20 protein-coding genes are annotated in these 15,354 nt (G+C 34.4%); 14 read left to right on the top strand and 6 right to left on the bottom strand.

The features are described from left to right. The first annotated feature begins 297 nt into the window (after nt 1-297). From ACFVT8_RS05775 to ACFVT8_RS05800, 6 genes are all read left to right on the top strand, one after another. Nucleotides 298-492 carry a hypothetical protein gene (locus ACFVT8_RS05775; RefSeq protein ID WP_387082654.1) on the top strand — a complete coding sequence of 65 codons (195 nt, stop codon included), beginning with the start codon at nt 298-300 and terminating at the stop codon, nt 490-492. 276 nt (nt 493-768) lie between these two features. Continuing rightward, nucleotides 769-1,194 (top strand): acyl-CoA thioesterase, encoded by a 426-nt coding sequence (locus ACFVT8_RS05780; protein ID WP_387082655.1) that lies wholly within the window; start codon nt 769-771, stop codon nt 1,192-1,194. Nucleotides 1,195-1,205: 11 nt separating this feature from the next. Next, complete coding sequence (locus tag ACFVT8_RS05785; RefSeq protein ID WP_387082656.1) at nt 1,206-1,580, top strand: DUF423 domain-containing protein; 375 nt, start codon at nt 1,206-1,208, stop codon at nt 1,578-1,580. Between the two features lie 263 nt (nt 1,581-1,843). Further along, a complete protein-coding gene (locus ACFVT8_RS05790) occupies nt 1,844-3,160 on the top strand; it encodes an SPFH domain-containing protein (RefSeq protein WP_387082657.1) in 1,317 nt (438 codons plus the stop codon). A gap of 14 nt (nt 3,161-3,174) precedes the next feature. Further along, a complete protein-coding gene (locus ACFVT8_RS05795) occupies nt 3,175-4,278 on the top strand; it encodes a TFIIB-type zinc ribbon-containing protein (protein ID WP_387083361.1) in 1,104 nt (367 codons plus the stop codon). 578 nt (nt 4,279-4,856) lie between these two features. After that, nucleotides 4,857-6,062 carry an EAL domain-containing protein gene (locus tag ACFVT8_RS05800; RefSeq protein WP_387082658.1) on the top strand — a complete coding sequence of 402 codons (1,206 nt, stop codon included), beginning with the start codon at nt 4,857-4,859 and terminating at the stop codon, nt 6,060-6,062. A gap of 88 nt (nt 6,063-6,150) precedes the next feature. Here the strand turns inward: ACFVT8_RS05800 and ACFVT8_RS05805 are convergent, their stop codons facing one another. Both ACFVT8_RS05805 and ACFVT8_RS05810 read right to left on the bottom strand, forming a co-directional pair. Next, nucleotides 6,151-6,369, bottom strand: a complete 219-nt coding sequence (locus ACFVT8_RS05805) for a tyrosine-type recombinase/integrase (protein WP_387082659.1) — start codon at nt 6,367-6,369, stop codon at nt 6,151-6,153. Between the two features lie 273 nt (nt 6,370-6,642). Beyond that, entirely contained in the window at nt 6,643-6,900 is a 258-nt protein-coding gene (locus tag ACFVT8_RS05810; protein WP_387082660.1) for a hypothetical protein, read from the bottom strand. Between the two features lie 112 nt (nt 6,901-7,012). Between ACFVT8_RS05810 and ACFVT8_RS05815 the strand changes: the two genes are divergently transcribed. The 3 genes from ACFVT8_RS05815 (at nt 7,013) to ACFVT8_RS05825 (ending at nt 7,835) form a co-directional block, all read left to right on the top strand. Next, the gene (locus ACFVT8_RS05815; RefSeq protein ID WP_387083362.1) at nt 7,013-7,099 is read left to right on the top strand and encodes a dUTP diphosphatase; all 87 of its coding nucleotides are present in this window, start codon (nt 7,013-7,015) and stop codon (nt 7,097-7,099) included. Between the two features lie 8 nt (nt 7,100-7,107). After that, nucleotides 7,108-7,248: a hypothetical protein gene (locus ACFVT8_RS05820; protein ID WP_387082661.1), complete on the top strand. Its 141-nt coding sequence runs from the start codon at nt 7,108-7,110 to the stop codon at nt 7,246-7,248. Between the two features lie 188 nt (nt 7,249-7,436). Next, a complete protein-coding gene (locus tag ACFVT8_RS05825; RefSeq protein WP_387082662.1) occupies nt 7,437-7,835 on the top strand; it encodes a LuxR C-terminal-related transcriptional regulator in 399 nt (132 codons plus the stop codon). Nucleotides 7,836-7,971: 136 nt separating this feature from the next. Here the strand turns inward: ACFVT8_RS05825 and ACFVT8_RS05830 are convergent, their stop codons facing one another. Then, nucleotides 7,972-8,364, bottom strand: a complete 393-nt coding sequence (locus ACFVT8_RS05830; protein ID WP_387082663.1) for a hypothetical protein — start codon at nt 8,362-8,364, stop codon at nt 7,972-7,974. Nucleotides 8,365-8,683: 319 nt separating this feature from the next. On the opposite strand from ACFVT8_RS05830, the gene ACFVT8_RS05835 reads away from it, so the two are divergent. Both ACFVT8_RS05835 and ACFVT8_RS05840 read left to right on the top strand, forming a co-directional pair. Next, nucleotides 8,684-8,848: a hypothetical protein gene (locus ACFVT8_RS05835; protein WP_387082664.1), complete on the top strand. Its 165-nt coding sequence runs from the start codon at nt 8,684-8,686 to the stop codon at nt 8,846-8,848. A 185-nt stretch (nt 8,849-9,033) separates the two neighbouring features. Further along, a complete protein-coding gene (locus tag ACFVT8_RS05840) occupies nt 9,034-9,507 on the top strand; it encodes a hypothetical protein (RefSeq protein ID WP_387082665.1) in 474 nt (157 codons plus the stop codon). Nucleotides 9,508-9,659: 152 nt separating this feature from the next. On the opposite strand, the gene ACFVT8_RS05845 is transcribed toward ACFVT8_RS05840, so the two are convergent. The 3 genes from ACFVT8_RS05845 to ACFVT8_RS05855 form a co-directional block, all read right to left on the bottom strand. Next, the gene (locus ACFVT8_RS05845) at nt 9,660-9,995 is read right to left on the bottom strand and encodes a hypothetical protein (RefSeq protein ID WP_387082666.1); all 336 of its coding nucleotides are present in this window, start codon (nt 9,993-9,995) and stop codon (nt 9,660-9,662) included. A 125-nt stretch (nt 9,996-10,120) separates the two neighbouring features. Next, entirely contained in the window at nt 10,121-10,510 is a 390-nt protein-coding gene (locus tag ACFVT8_RS05850) for a hypothetical protein (RefSeq protein WP_387082667.1), read from the bottom strand. 5 nt (nt 10,511-10,515) lie between these two features. After that, nucleotides 10,516-11,604: a hypothetical protein gene (locus ACFVT8_RS05855; RefSeq protein WP_387082668.1), complete on the bottom strand. Its 1,089-nt coding sequence runs from the start codon at nt 11,602-11,604 to the stop codon at nt 10,516-10,518. A 422-nt stretch (nt 11,605-12,026) separates the two neighbouring features. Between ACFVT8_RS05855 and ACFVT8_RS05860 the strand changes: the two genes are divergently transcribed. The 3 genes from ACFVT8_RS05860 (at nt 12,027) to ACFVT8_RS05870 (ending at nt 15,215) form a co-directional block, all read left to right on the top strand. Beyond that, nucleotides 12,027-12,719: an SDR family oxidoreductase gene (locus ACFVT8_RS05860; protein ID WP_387082669.1), complete on the top strand. Its 693-nt coding sequence runs from the start codon at nt 12,027-12,029 to the stop codon at nt 12,717-12,719. Between the two features lie 178 nt (nt 12,720-12,897). Beyond that, nucleotides 12,898-13,509 carry a flavin reductase family protein gene (locus tag ACFVT8_RS05865; RefSeq protein ID WP_387082670.1) on the top strand — a complete coding sequence of 204 codons (612 nt, stop codon included), beginning with the start codon at nt 12,898-12,900 and terminating at the stop codon, nt 13,507-13,509. 215 nt (nt 13,510-13,724) lie between these two features. Continuing rightward, the gene (locus ACFVT8_RS05870) at nt 13,725-15,215 is read left to right on the top strand and encodes a serine hydrolase domain-containing protein (RefSeq protein WP_387082671.1); all 1,491 of its coding nucleotides are present in this window, start codon (nt 13,725-13,727) and stop codon (nt 15,213-15,215) included. Nucleotides 15,216-15,354: the final 139 nt, after the last annotated feature.

A 15,354-nucleotide genomic window follows, 5' to 3' on the forward strand; every position in this document is an offset into this window, starting at 1 on the left:
GACTGAAATATGGAAAGTTGACGAAGTTCACACGATTACCACTAAGTAAAAACACAATTTGCTTTACGATAAAACGTGGTGCAGCTCTACCACAGTTTCGCAAGTGAGCTAACTCGAATTACTACAATAACGAAGCTTTCATCTTAGGATGGAGGCTTTTTCTTTTGGCTTTGAAAACTGCATCAAACAGCCAAAACACTTTGTGATGAGAGGGTAGAGTTTGGTGCGGTTTTGAGAGCAAAAAGTTCTTACATATAGTTCATTTCTTGGTTTATTATTGGGTTGGAGGTGAGAATTATGGAGTTTAAAGTAAGGCTATTATTTAATGATGCTCCAGCAGAAGATATAAATGTTTCTGGTGCTAACGAAAATGATGTAATTGATAAAATAGGAAGCATGATTAAAAATGGAGAGATCTTTTGTCAGAATGAAGGACAGAATTGGTGCTTTAACATGGCACAAGTAAGGAAATTCCGCGTTTCATATAATTAAATGTTTTGAAGCATCCACTTAATGTGGGTTTTTTTTATTTTCATTAAAAGATGTTGGAGATGGTGTTTATGAGATAAGGCTATTTACCCCAGAAAGTATCCTTAAAAGATTTTAACGAGTTAGTTTAAATGGCATATAGTTAAATATAAAAAAACTTCTTTTTTAATGAATCACCTCTATTATTCAGGTCATTATTTTCTCCCCACAAAAATCAATAAAGCAAAAACACCGCCAAATCAATATTTTTACGCTATAATGTAGGACGAGGTGAAGAAAATGTTTGTAAGTGAAAAACAAATCGAAATTCGATATGCTGAGACCGACCAAATGGGCGTAGTGTATCATGCGAACTACATTATTTGGATGGAGATAGGCCGTTCTCAGTTAGTAAATGATGCCGGCTTTGAGTATGCTCAGTTAGAAAAAGACGGTTATGTATCTCCAGTGATGGATTTATCCATTTCTTATAAGGCTGCTATGCATTATGGCCAAGTGGCAACGGTCCGTACATGGGTGGAAAAACACGATCGTTTACGTACAACATATGGCTATGAAATTTTACATGAAGATGGCACGATTGCAGCTACTGCTCAGTCCGTACATATTCTAGCTCAAAAAGATACGTTACGTCCGGTGTCCTTAAGTAAAATTGATCCGGCATGGGATGCGAAGTACAAAGAAATCGCACGCGAGACGAAATAGGAGAATCATACATGGAACTTTTATTGGCGATAGGAGCAATTATGGCTTGTCTCGGTGTCGTGCTGGGCGCTTTTGGAGCACATGCACTAAAAGATAAATTTGCGTCACCACATTATGCAGCTATTTGGGAAACTGCGGTGCAATACCATATGTATCATGCATTAGGCTTACTAGGGCTTGGTATTTTATCGAGTGATGCCCTTTTAGGAGCCTCTAGTATGCTTTCTTGGGCAGGCTACTTAATGTTGGCAGGTATTGTGTTTTTCTCCGGTAGTTTATATGTATTGGCCGTTACAGGTGTGAAAAAGCTTGGAGCAATTACCCCGATCGGCGGCATGTTATTTATCGTTGCCTGGGTGCTTGTAGCTATTTCTGCATGTTCTTAAGAAACGCTAAGATCTACTAAAAAACGATATAGTACTTACAATACGAGAGAGGTAGTTCCTTAGGAGCTATCTCTTTTTTTATAGAGAAGTTTAAAAAAATGAAACAATTTGACCTTTTTATGCGTACTACATAATGATTAAATTATTTTTAACGTCTTTCAGCGGTGTACATACATCAGCTGGAAGTTAAGGCCTCCGTATGCCGAGGTATAATTGATATGGTAAAATAAGTCTTAGTATATAAGTTGAAGGTGGGAATAAAAATGGGTTTATTAAAAGCAGGAGTTGGGGCATTAGCAGGTGTTCTAGAAGATCAATGGCGTGAATATTTCTATTGTGAGTCACTCTCCGCGGATGTTCTTGTGGAGAAGGGTCATAAACGTATTTCAAAACGAGGGTCCAATAAAGGTAATGACAACATTATTAGTAATGGCTCTATTATTGCTATCAATGAAGGGCAATGTATGATGATTGTCGAGCAAGGGAAAGTAGTGGAGTTTTCTGCGGAGTCTGGGGAGTATGTTTATGATACATCAACAGAGCCTTCGATTATGTATGGTAATGATTTGTCTGAAGGCATAATGGAAACATTCAAGCAGATTGGTAAACGCTTCACATTTGGAGGAGAACCTGCAAAGGATCAGCGTGTGTACTATTTTAATAAAAAAGAAATCGTAGGCAATAAATATGGGACACCAGCACCAATTCCTTTCCGTGTTATCGACCGCAATATCGGCCTAGATATTGATATTGCTATTCGTTGTCATGGTGAATATTCATATAAAATTGTCGATCCATTATTATTCTATACAAATGTATGTGGAAACGTAGAGCGTGAATTTACAAGAGATGCAATCGATAGCCAATTAAAAACTGAGTTGATGACTGCATTACAGCCGGCTTTCGCACATATTTCAGCAAGTGGGGTACGCTATAGCGAAATTCCTGCACATACGGTTGCTCTTGCAGATGCCCTTAATAAAGTATTATCAGAGAAATGGCTAGCAACTAGAGGTTTAGCGGTCGTATCCTTTGGCATTAGCTCTTTAAAAGCATCTGAAGAAGATGAAGCAATGATTAAACAACTACAACGAAATGCAGTGATGCGTGATCCAGGTATGGCTGCAGCTCAATTAACAGGTGCTCAGGCGGAAGCAATGATTGCAGCAGCTAATAATGATGGTGGAGCAATGGCAGGATTTATGGGCATGAACATGGCGACACAAGCTGGCGGTGTTAATGCAGGACAGCTTTACCAAATGAATGAGCAAAATAAACAGGCAGCCCAGCAAGGTCAACCGGCGACGAGCTCAGGTGCATGGAAATGTGCATGTGGCACTGAAAACACGGGTAAATTCTGCTCAAATTGTGGGACACCAAAACCTGCAGAAGAAGGATGGACTTGTACATGTGGAGCTGTCAACAAAGGCAAATTCTGTAGCGAATGTGGTGCTAAAAAACCTTCAGGATCATTACAATACGCTTGTGATAAATGTGGTTGGCAGCCAGAAGATCCTACAAACCCGCCAAAATTCTGTCCAGAGTGTGGCGATGTCTTTGATGAGAATGATGTTAAGTAAGGAGATGACTAATGATGCCAACGCAAGATGCTGAAAATGCTAAACAAGTAAAGCTTGATTTTGACGCTGAGTGTCCATCATGTAGTGCATCCATTGAATTCAACCCAGCAACTGGAAAGCTGACATGCCCTTATTGTGGTTATGAAACTGAAATTGCAGCCCCAGAGAAGCAAGAGGAAAAAGTTGCCCAGGAAATGGATTTTGCAATGGCTGAAGAACGTGGGAATTTTAACTGGGGTGTTGAGAAAAAAACAGTCATTTGTAAATCCTGTGCGGCAGAAACGATTTATGATGCATTACAGGTAGCTGATAGTTGCCCATACTGTGGTTCTAATCAGGTTATGGAGGCTAGTGCTGAAAATACACTAGCTCCAAACGGAGTATGCGCGTTTGAAATAACAGATAAGCAAGCAGGAGAGAACTTCCAAAGTTGGATTAAGGGAAAATGGTTTACACCGAGAGCAGCAAAAGATAGTGCAAAGCCAGATTCATTTAAAGGGGTTTATCTTCCTTATTGGACTTTTGACACGAAAACAAGCTCAAGGTATTCCGCAAGATACGGTAGACATCGCACAGTTACAGATAAAGAGGGGAATACTCGAACTGAAACAGATTGGTATTCTACAAGTGGTTTTTATCAAGAATTTATTGATGATCATTTAATAAGTGCAACATCTCGTTATGATCGTAATATGATGCGAAAGATTGAACCTTTTAATTTACTCAATAATAAAGCCTATAAACCAGAATATGTATCAGGATTTTTATCAGAACGCTACAGTATTGGTTTACAGGACGGGTGGAGTCAGGCGAAGCGGGAAATTTCAGATCATCTGAATGCACAAATTACCTCAAAAATACGTTGGGAACAAAATGCGGATGTAGTATCCAATTTACATTTCTCAACAACACATGATGATATTACATACAAATATCTAATGTTACCAATTTGGCTTTCTTCATTCCGTTACAAAGAGAAAATATACCGATTTATGGTAAATGGACAAACAGGTCGAGTAGGTGGAGATGCTCCAATTTCACCACTTCGTGTAACAATTGCTGTAATCTTATCATTAATCGCGATTGCTATTATTTGGTATTTTTTTATGTCTGAATAGTCACGAGCAGTATTCCTGTAGGGTCTAATCCATACTTTGGAATGCTGCTTTTTTACTGGGGTGGGTGAACGGCTGAATAATTTTAGGATATAGGATGAAAATCTTTAGTTATCATAGCTTTCACTTTAAATTGTTGCATAAGCTATAGTGACAAAGGAATTTTGGGGTAGTTTTTTTATAAGTCAATACATGAAAAATTCAGCGAATGCATATTTAAAAAATATACGTACATAGGCAACCTATTTTATGGGAAAGTCGTTATTAGTGATGATTTGTCAGAAAAATGTACTTAAGCACATGTATATGTTTTAACGAACTAGTGTGTTATCGAAAAGAAAAAAATTTCATCATAGTCTAGCGTTATTTAATGTAAAGGAAGGCTAATTTAGTTTCATAATAAAATCCGTTAGATGGGATTTTGTTAAATTTCAGGACAGATTTATTCCATAAAATAGCGCCATGTGAAGTTGCCAATTTACTTTAAACAAATTATTATACATTCAGAGAGCTTTTTTTCATGTAATGAGCTGTGAATGTAATGTTATTCTTGAATAACATCATGTATGGAGGTTTCGACAATGGATGCAATTGAAGTTTTAACAAATTTAGATCAAATACATGGGTATTTTCAACCTATATTTAGCGCGGATGCGCATACGGTGATTGCCTACGAAATTTCCGGACAGTTACAAATCGAGGGTCAACAAATTAATTTAAAGGATTTTGTGAATAACGAAGATATTCCAGAAGAATATCGAATTGACATGGAACATAAAATTTTACACGCTGCATTAGCTAAAGTAGAAGAAATCGGGCAGGATATTGATATTTATATTCCAAGTAACCCGAACTTACTGATGCAGGATTTCGGTGAAAGCCATTTTAATATTATTCAACAATATATAAGTGAAGAGGATTTACATCGTATTGTATTAGTTGTCTCTGAGCATCGATTTTTAGGTGACATTCATAAGCTGCACCATGCTGTACGTTACTTTACGACTTTTGGTGTCAAAATTGCCATTCAGGAAGTAGGAGCGGAAAGTCATTTAGAACATATTGCGCTATTATCACCTCAAATATTAAAGGTCAATATTCGAGACTTAAATTATGATTCTTGGTCTGCACAGTCAGATATGATATCGGCAATAGGTAGCCTCGCTTATAAAATAGGTGCAAATCTCTTATTTGAAGGAATCGAAACTGTTTATCAATTACAGTTTGCTTGGAAGAATGGAGGCCGATTTTATCAGGGCCGATACTTGGCAAACCCTGCATTGACCTTTGTAGAAAAGGATATTTTAAAGGAGCGTTTTAAGGAGGAGTGCCAACAGTTTATTACCTCTGAAAAGAAGATTTTAGAGGCACAATATTTTGAATTGAAAAAGTTGAGGGAGGAGCTAGAAGCGATTGTCCATCGTGTTAAACCTTCTAGTGACAACATCACACATTTAGAGAATTTAGCTCAGCTGTTGGATAGTTATTCGTTCCGAGTATATATTTGTAATGAAGATGGTTTCCAACTATCTCCAAACGTAATGCGTATAGATGGTCAGTGGGAATTGCAGCCAAGAGCCATCAATAAAAACTGGAGTTGGCGTCCTTATTTCCTACAAACAATCATTAAAATGCGCAATGATCAAAGCGGAGAAATCTCAGAGCTTTATCGAGATATTGAAACAGGGGAAATTACAAGAACATTTTCAATTGCTATTAACGAGCATGAATATTTGTTCGTCGATCTTTCGTATGATTACCTTTATGAACACAATATATTTAGATAGTTCTACAAATACTTATATATCAAGGTTTAATGGGTACAAGAATAACTTGTACCCCACTTTGTACCCCGAATTTGAGTAAAAAAGAGAATCACTTGAGTTTTATTAATGATGAAAGAATATTAGTAGATTTTAATTCTTCATCATCAAGTGAATGTGCATATGCCTTCATCACCATTTCAGGTGTATCTCCAATTATTTTTCCCACAGTTGTAACAGCAACGCCTTCTGCGATTAAAATACTCACAAAAGTATGTCTTAATACATGGGCAGAAAATCTTTCGATTTTATGCTTATTTTTTAGGGGCATTGAACATTTTTACAATGTAACTGCTACTTATTGGTTCTAAGTTTGCAGTAATAAATACATAATCATCATCTATTAATTCACTGCCATATACTCTCTTTGATTCGGTACACCAGTACTTAAAACTTTTTAAGTACTCAGCTAGTTCCGAACTCATATTAATAGTGCGGATACTATTTCTAATTTTTGGATCTCTAACTCCAATTCATCACGTGTTTTGGTTATATCGATAGTTTTACTTTCGAAGTCTAAATCTTTCCAAGTAAGAGCTGCTAATTATCCCTTACGCATTCCATTAGTAGCTAAAGTTAAGAGAATAGCGTACCGAGTTGCATTTTCTGTTGCCTTTGTAGTGACTAAAATTTCTTCGAGCTTCGCTGCAGTTAATGCCTGTTTTTTACGAGTAGGTTTTGTTTGACTAAAATCTAATTTAGTATATCGTCTACGACCTAATATTTCTTCTGCGACAGCATCGTTTAAAATAGATCCTAATGTAGCACATACTGCTCTTATTGTATTCTTATTAAAATCCATCCTACCATTTCATCAGACCAATTTAGAAAACTATTTAGAACTATATCTTTGTTCGATATGCATAGAAATATGGTGAATTATAGTGATATGCTCGTTGATTTAATTAGGTAAGGTGCTCTATTTCACAACTGACCAGATTGAAATTGCCTACTATGCTAAAAACAAGATCAACCATGAACGTCAAAACACTGGATACTGAGGTGCAACATGAACGAATGGTGGCTATCGGCAAATGCACTGCAAAAAGGCGATATAGTTGAGGTTTTGAATAAATATCATGACCCAACTACTATCGGCGATTGGATTTACTCAGTAAGAGTGTTGAAAAGTAGTAATTCAGAGAAGTAATGAAAAATGAATTGAATGGTATCAGACTGGTTGCTTGTTATAAGGTTGATATTTTACCAAGTCACCAATAAACAATTTGAGTAAAAGAAAAAGCCGCAACGTCTACAGACGCTACAGCTCAGAATTGGTTTATGCCCTTTGACGGTGCTTAACAATATTATTATATCACACCGTAGGAGGGCAAACCTATGAAATTACTAACGCAAGACAAGCTAGACGCAATGATTACAGACTACCACTGGATGGTTAACGCCATCAAAGAAATGCGAGCAGAAATGGTTATTGGGGCAAAAACGGCACAGTATGGTATTGAAGCTACACTACCAAAAGCAGTTGGTGGAGTAGGCGATCCGATTATGCAGGAAGCTATTAAACGTTCGAAAAACATCAAACGTGTTGTAGATTATGAGAAAAAGCTTTTAGAGGTTCAAATGCTTCTCGATAATGTTACTGGCGATAGAGAGGTACAAGTTCTGAACTGGATGTTAGACGGCAAGTCACAACGTTGGATAGGGCAACATATGGCTTTATCAGCAACAAGCATTAAACGTATTAAGGATAGAATCGTTAAACAGATGATGGCATGAAGTGGGACCTTGGCTCCTGCGAATTTATTGCCACAATCTTCGGATTGTGGCAATAAATAAGCTTTCTATTTAGGTATCTGTTAAAACTTCACGCAAATTAATAATCAATACTAATCATGGTTTATGTTGTTCGTCCTCAAATACCTGTTTTATATTTAGAAATATTTTTTTCTTTTTCAAAAATAGAAGTATTCTGTTCATATTTTTTTGGATTAGATAACTTTTCAAGCTCTTGTATCAACATATCCTCTAAATCTATGGACTCTTTCATGTTTTCTTGGGTTTGTTTAATCTCCCTAACAAGTAATCTAACTAATTTTTGTCCATTCGATTTCACAAGATATGTACGTATATAACCATCTTCATATCTGGTTTCGAATTTAGGTTTGATATTTTTTTCGTTTTCGTCTTCGTCTTTGTCTTTATGTATATTTTTAATTGCAAATAAATCTAAGAGACTTTCATTTTTTATATTTTTATTTACCTCTGTTTTCAAATAATTTAATGTATTATTGGTTTGTATTTTCATTAATAATTCTCCTTAATTACAAAATATTTTAAATCAAACACTTTATTTAAATTTGAAATAGGTTTAATTTAGTATTTTTTATACTTTATTATAACCTTTATAGTTAATAAATGGAGGTTTTTGAAAATTCATTCAGTACTTTTAACATCAGTTTGCTGATGCACAAACAAAACCACGTGTAGGTCCTCTTATTCCATTATTAGCAACTGTTACTATTAGATATGGAGTTCCGTTTTTAGCAAGGACTGCTTCAAAAAGAATAGTTTATGTATCAAAACATGCTGCTGAACAAGCAGTAGATCGTAAGATTACAGGAAAAATGATAGATGATGCTTTGTCCAATGGTACAAAATATGTAGATGGATGGAGTGGAGAACGAATTTCTTGGTTAGAGAATGAATTCGAAAATAAAAGAACTGCAGTCTTACTTAAAAAAGGTACGGATGAAATTGATACAGTATATAAACAAAAGTCAAAAAACTAAAATGGTTGAAAAGCACTTGGCAGTATGTAGGAGATAAGTAACAGGAATTCGAGAGGAGAATCTAATAAAGAAAATTTCCTAGTAGTTCATTTATAGTATGACAACAATTCATGGTATAGTAACTGTGGATTGTTGTAATTTATCTAGTATATTCAAACGCTAATTAGGGTAAAGGGGAATTATTTATGGCTTTATTAAAAGATTATTTTAGTCAACCCAGTTGTGAAGTTGAAATAAATTTAAAATTAGTTAATGATGAGAGTGTAAAATTCTACATTCATTTCCGCTCTGGTCTTGCTTTTCCAGGGGTACATACAGAAATTGTTTGCTTAAAGAGAGATTTCTTAAAGTTATTAGATGATTTAAAACAGATCGATATTATGCATCTAAGTATGCTAGAGCCTCATGATCCCGGCTTGTGTATCTATCACATTCCTCTATTTGGTAATTATTATTATCCTGGACATGGTTTTCTTCAAGTGCCTGAAGATGAAAGGGATGAATGGGAGCCTTATTATAGATTAATTTTTGTGTTAGATGCAGGGGAGAAGAATAATCATAGTGCATCAGAAAGTGGTCCTGCACTATGTTTAAAAGTAAAAATGGAACAAATTAGCGAATTTGTAGACAGTTTAAAATCAGAGGTAAATAGTTTTTGAGTTTATAAAGAATTCACTGGTGTTCTATGACACCATTCTTGAAAATTATTGAGACTTAATGATTTATTACGCATTTATGAACACAGCATTTTTAGATAAAAAATATTTCAGGGATACAAAAATAATTTGTACCCCTGTTTGGTCTCTATTTATTATTTTAAAGGAATTCCAAGCCCTAAGGCAGAAGCAATCGAGATAATAGAGGTAATAACACCTAGTATACTAGTTAATTTCTCTAAAGGTTTTTTAGCTTTCTCTTTATCTCCATTTTCTATATGAGTTTGAAGAAGTTCAAAATTAGCCTCTGCAATCTCTCGTTGTTCTTCTGATAGATGTTGAATTTCTTCGTGAAGTTGTTGTAAAGCATTAATAATCTCATTAGGCAAGCTGCTAGCTATCCCTTGATTGAGTGTGCCATTGTTTTCAATTGTTATATTACCTTTGTTTTCTCCGAAAGTTAAACCACCATATTTACTAGAATCACCCATATAACCATCTCCTAAGATAATAGTAACTTTCCCGAGCTTTGAAACTTTGTCTAATAATTGATCAGAATTTTCTTCGGCTAAAATATCGATAATTTCTCTTAAACTCTCAGGTTTATTTTGATACCTTAACCCGACATTTTCCTTTTTGTTATTAATTTTTTTTTTGAAAAACTTTGTCTGAAATCATCACTTAATTCGATTATTGGAATAGCATTTAAAGGATCAAAACAGTTTTCTGTACCACAATACTTGCAAGGAATGGACTCAATATTTTCAAGTTCAGATTTATTAGCAGTTAAAATACTTCTACTACATTCCTCGCAGTGAAATTCTAATTTTATAACGAGCGCTTCTTTTTTTTCTAATTCAGATAATGTATCAATAACTACTCCAAGAGGTAAGTTAGTCATTTTTGCAATATAACTATGGTAAAATTTATCCATTTTACTAATAGCAATTGCCTCAAGTGCATTATCTATTTTTTGAGAAATTTCCCATGGCTTTAAATTGCTCAATACTTTTACCTCGCAGAATAAATTTGGTAAATCAATTTTTCTCTAATATAATCCAATACAGGTTCTGACGCAAATACATTGAACTTAAATGTCTTAGTATTTACGCCGATTCGAATAGAATATTCTTGTTTTACGCCATCAACACTATGTTCAAATAAGATGGATCCTTTTTGTTTGGATAGATAAGGTTCTAAATAATTGTATAATGGCAAACCTCGTAATTCTCTAATACTACCTAATCCTATTGTTTCAAGACCACTTAACAGTAACAAAGTAAAAGGTGTTGTTTCTAAAATTCCGGTAATATCTTCGCTATTTAAATTTTGCTCAAGAACTGATAATTCACCATTAGTATAGTATTCGTCAATTGCAGATAGTATGCTCACAATTGATTGACCCTGTGTTTCTTCAAATGCACTGACTGATCCTGCTGGTCTTCCTGTAGCATCAATTAGCCTCCCTTGAAGGGTATCAGCTAAAGACTCAAGTGTACCACCATATTTCTCTAATAAATCATACTGTTTAAATTCATATTCTTCATCGACAATTTTAGTTAACCAAGCAATAATTTTTTTGGCAATAGCTGAACTTGCTCGTACTTCAATTATCCCCATTTCTTCATCAATATAAACTGTTGTAATTTCGTGCTTAATGTATTCCCTTCGATTAGTTAAAAAGTAATCAACATTAACACCTGTTCTATGAATAAATCTTAAATAATAAGCTTGAGAACCTTCAATTTGAGCAGCAGCAATAATTGTAGGATCAATAGGAACATTTTCGCAAATTGGAGTAACTACTGTTTCGAACGGGTTAAATGGCATTGTATCAATAATACTTTGTTTAAATCCGATTAAACCAGTACTATTTGTAGCCTGGTACCAAGCTAAAGAAACTGCTCCTGAGAAAATATTATTGCTGATCATTTTAAGTACGTCGCCCTCTATATGCTCAAAAGAGTCCCAAACTCTACTTGCTAATTCATTTACATTGCCGGCAGTTTCTAAAGACATTTTATTACAAATTTCTTTGAGTTGAGTTTTGTTTAATTTATTCAAGTCTTGAGGAAAAATTAAAGATTTAATTGTATTCATTTAACACCCTCCAGAATTATATTCTGCGTTCGATGAAAGTATGTCTCTTTATTTATAAATATAATAGTATATGTATTGAATACCCAGAAAATTACATAAAAGTGTCGATTGACATGGAAGTATGGATGAATGGGAGCGTATATGAGTCGAAATGAATAAAAATCGATATAGTTCTTTAGGTTCGTTTTGTGCTGATGGTTTTTTAGAATAAATTACTACTATTGATTAGGTAATAGTGAATTTTTAGTATCACCTTCAATTCTTTTTGCGTGAGCTCCACAAAAGCAGTTGCATTTTTTAGGTGTTCTCATCGTCTTGTATTTAACTAAATAGAGCGGTAGTGAAGATACAATTCAAGGCGTTCCTTTTATTGATAAGAGTACCTATTCTGGTATAATTAACTGCGAGAGAGGATGATCAATATGAGCAAAAATATCGTTGTTATAACAGGGGCTGGCAGTGGTTTAGGTGCAGCACTTGCTAAAAAATATTCGTCTTTAGGCAATCACATTTGTTTACTCGGTCGAACGAAATCAAAGCTTGAGAATACAGCTAAAACTTTAACTAATGGCTATTCTATTTATGAGGTTGACGTGACTTCGAAACAAATGGTCGCTCAGGTAATTCATTCTATCCAAGAGGATTTTGGATCAATTCAGTTATTTATTAATAATGCTGGTGTTGGCTATTTTGATAAAGCTGAAAACTTGAATGAGGATTCAGTACATCAAATGATTGATATAAACCTAAAAGGGACCATTTTTTGCACACAAGAAGTGCTAAAAGGTATGAAAGAACGAAATGAAGGAACAATCGTCAATATCGTTTCTACTGCTGGTCTAGAAGGAAAAATAACGGAATCTGTTTATTGTGCTAGTAAATTTGGTGTTCGAGGATTTACAGAGAGTCTAGCACTAGAATTAAGTGAAACAGCTATTCATGTATGTGCTGTATACATGGGTGGTATGAGCACAGATTTTTGGGACGGGATATTTCCTGAGGAAAAAACTAAGACATTAATGGATCCTAATGATATTGCGGATATTATTATGGAAAATATTAAACCAAGAAAAGCGTTAGCTGTAACTGAGGTTGTTATTAAAAATAAGCGATAACGAAAAGGATATGACCAGGCACTTCAATTAATGTTGTGCCTGGTCATTTTCCATTTCATTTATTATTTAAAATTACTAAGGTACAGTATATGTTTTGAAATGTAATCTATATTTCGATGAAAATTGAAATGTTTATCTTGTACTATGAAAATTGAAAGTACAGATAGGAGGAGATAAAATGACTCGAATTGATGATACAGAAATGATTCATCCAAAAATTCTATACTACGGAACACCTGTGATCTTATTAACTACACTAAATGAAGACGGCACAGTAAATATAAGCCCTCTTTCATCATCGTGGGTGTTAGGGGATTGTATTATTTTGGGAATTGGGCTTGGGGGAAAAGCTATTGAAAATTTAGAACGACAACCTGATTGTGTCATTAATGTCCCAAATCCTTCATTATGGGAGAATGTAGAAAAGTTAGCCCCTTTTACAGGGAAAAACCCCGTTCCTGAATATAAGAGAGCAAATGGGTTCACATTTGAAAAAGATAAATATGAAATTAGTAATTTAACACCTACCGAGTCTAAATCAGTAAAGCCTACAAGAATTGCAGAGTGTCCAATTCAACTTGAGGCAAGAGTAAAACATATTCGAATCCCTGATTATGATCCCTTTTTTGCCATTGTTGAGACACAAGTAATACATGTACATGCTCATAAGGAAATTATTGTTGAAGAAAATTATATTGATCCAAATAAATGGAGCCCACTTATTTATAATTTCCGCCATTATTTTGGGCTTGGACAACAGCTGGGGAAAGCTTTTAGGGCAGAAATTTAAATCTTAATAGTCATAAAAAAGGGTCGGCTTTCATTTTTTTATGGTTACTGGTTCTTTTTGCGTTTATTCAAGATTTCCTATAAGCACGGTACGTTACAAAACTGTCATATTGTGATATTTTTAGTCATCTAAAACGATGGTTGTGATATTAATTCATTGTTATAGTTAAATTAAGGAATTTAATAACCTTGTACCAGCTTAAAGGAGAATTGAAAATGAAGCTATCAATAAAAATCTATACGTTAATATTAGCTATGATTGTAACCTTATATAGTTTAACGCCAACAATCGTAAATGCAGATTCAAATGAAAAAATTCAAAAGATTGATCAATTTGTTAAAGAGCAAAAAGAGATTAGTAAAATTCCAGGAATATCGTTAGTAATTGTAGAGAAAGGGAAAACGGTTTATGAAAAAGGCTTTGGATATGCCGATGTTCAGTCAAAAACACCAGTTACCTCTATTACATTATTTGAACTAGGATCTACATCGAAAGCATTTACAGGACTAGCCATTCTACAATTGGAAAGGGAAGGCTTACTAAAACGTTCTGATGATGTCCAAAAGTATATCCCGTGGTTAAAGTTAAAATATAATGGGAAGCTTCAATCAATTACTATTAATCAGTTACTGTATCATACAAGTGGAATAGCTACTAACACAATTTCTAATATCCCAAAAAGTAACGAACCGAATGCTCTTGAGTTAACTGTGAAAAAATTACTTGATCAGCCATTAAATAGACAACCAGGCAGCTCATTTGAATACGCAACAATCAATTATGATGTTTTGGGACTCGTTATTGAAAAGGTTTCAAAACAACCCTTTGATACGTATATTAAACAGCAAATATTAAAGCCAACCTCTATGAATGATACATTTGTTGGAATTCATCAACTTAAATCTAATGAGATGGCCACGGGATATAAAATAGGACTGATGAGAGAGCAGAAGTATACACCACCGATCTACCGTGGAAATGTACCTGCAGGATATGTAATAAGTAACACAAGCGATATAGCAAAATGGTTAAAGCTACAGTTAGGAAATAGCCAAATTGATACGATTGATAATAAAATTATTCAAGAATCGCATATCCCAGATCAATCTGTAGAGCCTTTCGATAAGGACACATACTATGCAAGTGGATGGGGAGTTATGGGAAAAGAAGAACAATATATATCCCATGCTGGTGAAAATCCAACATTCTCATCTTATTTCATCATACAGCCCGATGAACAATTAGGAGTAGCTGTATTATCCAATATGAACTCGAGCTATACAACTGCGATAGGGCAAGGTGTGATAGATTTGTGGGAAGGGAAAACGATAAATACTATTCATTCTGACATCTTTCAGAATTTGGATAAAATTATTTCACTTATATGTGTTATTGTTGTAGGCTTGGGGATGTTTTTAAGTATTCTATTGCTTACAACCTTAAGGGAAATTGTTAAAAAACAACGAATTAGAGTATCTTTAAATATTAAAAGAACTATTTTATTAATCTTTCATTCTTTAAGTATTGCAATAATTTTTGCACTTATCATATTGTTCCCGAAACTATTACCAGAGAAATCAAATTGGGAGTTTATTAAAGTATGGGGTCCATCTTCAATCACTGTGTTATTTTATAGTGTTATAGTGTCAGCTGTGATTTATTGTTTATTGGGATTTGTGAAGATATTCACCAAAAAGGAAAAATAAATAAAAATGTAGAGATTTGATTGTTATATGAAAAACATGGTAATATGGAAATAACTTTAGGTGAAAGGGGAGAATCCAAATGAAAAAAAGATCATTACGTTTTTTAAGTATGGGAATTGGGTTCTCAACTGCTGTTTTT

It is taken from the genome of Lysinibacillus sp. NPDC058147, assembly GCF_042884205.1.
Taxonomy (GTDB): Bacteria; Bacillota; Bacilli; order Bacillales_A; family Planococcaceae; genus Lysinibacillus.

Bases quoted from the DNA above. Each gene is read 5' to 3' on its own strand.
- ACFVT8_RS05830 (WP_387082663.1), bottom strand. From the start codon at position 8,364: ATGAAAATACAAACCAATAATACATTAAATTATTTGAAAACAGAGGTA.
- ACFVT8_RS05780 (WP_387082655.1), top strand. From the start codon at position 769: ATGTTTGTAAGTGAAAAACAAATCGAAATTCGATATGCTGAGACCGAC.
- ACFVT8_RS05870 (WP_387082671.1), top strand. From the start codon at position 13,725: ATGAAGCTATCAATAAAAATCTATACGTTAATATTAGCTATGATTGTA.
- ACFVT8_RS05790 (WP_387082657.1), top strand. From the start codon at position 1,844: ATGGGTTTATTAAAAGCAGGAGTTGGGGCATTAGCAGGTGTTCTAGAA.
- ACFVT8_RS05825 (WP_387082662.1), top strand. From the start codon at position 7,437: ATGAAATTACTAACGCAAGACAAGCTAGACGCAATGATTACAGACTAC.
- ACFVT8_RS05840 (WP_387082665.1), top strand. From the start codon at position 9,034: ATGGCTTTATTAAAAGATTATTTTAGTCAACCCAGTTGTGAAGTTGAA.
- ACFVT8_RS05835 (WP_387082664.1), top strand. From the start codon at position 8,684: ATGATAGATGATGCTTTGTCCAATGGTACAAAATATGTAGATGGATGG.
- ACFVT8_RS05855 (WP_387082668.1), bottom strand. From the start codon at position 11,604: ATGAATACAATTAAATCTTTAATTTTTCCTCAAGACTTGAATAAATTA.
- ACFVT8_RS05865 (WP_387082670.1), top strand. From the start codon at position 12,898: ATGACTCGAATTGATGATACAGAAATGATTCATCCAAAAATTCTATAC.
- ACFVT8_RS05800 (WP_387082658.1), top strand. From the start codon at position 4,857: ATGGATGCAATTGAAGTTTTAACAAATTTAGATCAAATACATGGGTAT.
- ACFVT8_RS05775 (WP_387082654.1), top strand. From the start codon at position 298: ATGGAGTTTAAAGTAAGGCTATTATTTAATGATGCTCCAGCAGAAGAT.
- ACFVT8_RS05820 (WP_387082661.1), top strand. From the start codon at position 7,108: ATGAACGAATGGTGGCTATCGGCAAATGCACTGCAAAAAGGCGATATA.
- ACFVT8_RS05805 (WP_387082659.1), bottom strand. From the start codon at position 6,369: ATGCCCCTAAAAAATAAGCATAAAATCGAAAGATTTTCTGCCCATGTA.
- ACFVT8_RS05795 (WP_387083361.1), top strand. From the start codon at position 3,175: ATGCCAACGCAAGATGCTGAAAATGCTAAACAAGTAAAGCTTGATTTT.
- ACFVT8_RS05860 (WP_387082669.1), top strand. From the start codon at position 12,027: ATGAGCAAAAATATCGTTGTTATAACAGGGGCTGGCAGTGGTTTAGGT.
- ACFVT8_RS05810 (WP_387082660.1), bottom strand. From the start codon at position 6,900: ATGGATTTTAATAAGAATACAATAAGAGCAGTATGTGCTACATTAGGA.
- ACFVT8_RS05785 (WP_387082656.1), top strand. From the start codon at position 1,206: ATGGAACTTTTATTGGCGATAGGAGCAATTATGGCTTGTCTCGGTGTC.
- ACFVT8_RS05845 (WP_387082666.1), bottom strand. From the start codon at position 9,995: ATGGGTGATTCTAGTAAATATGGTGGTTTAACTTTCGGAGAAAACAAA.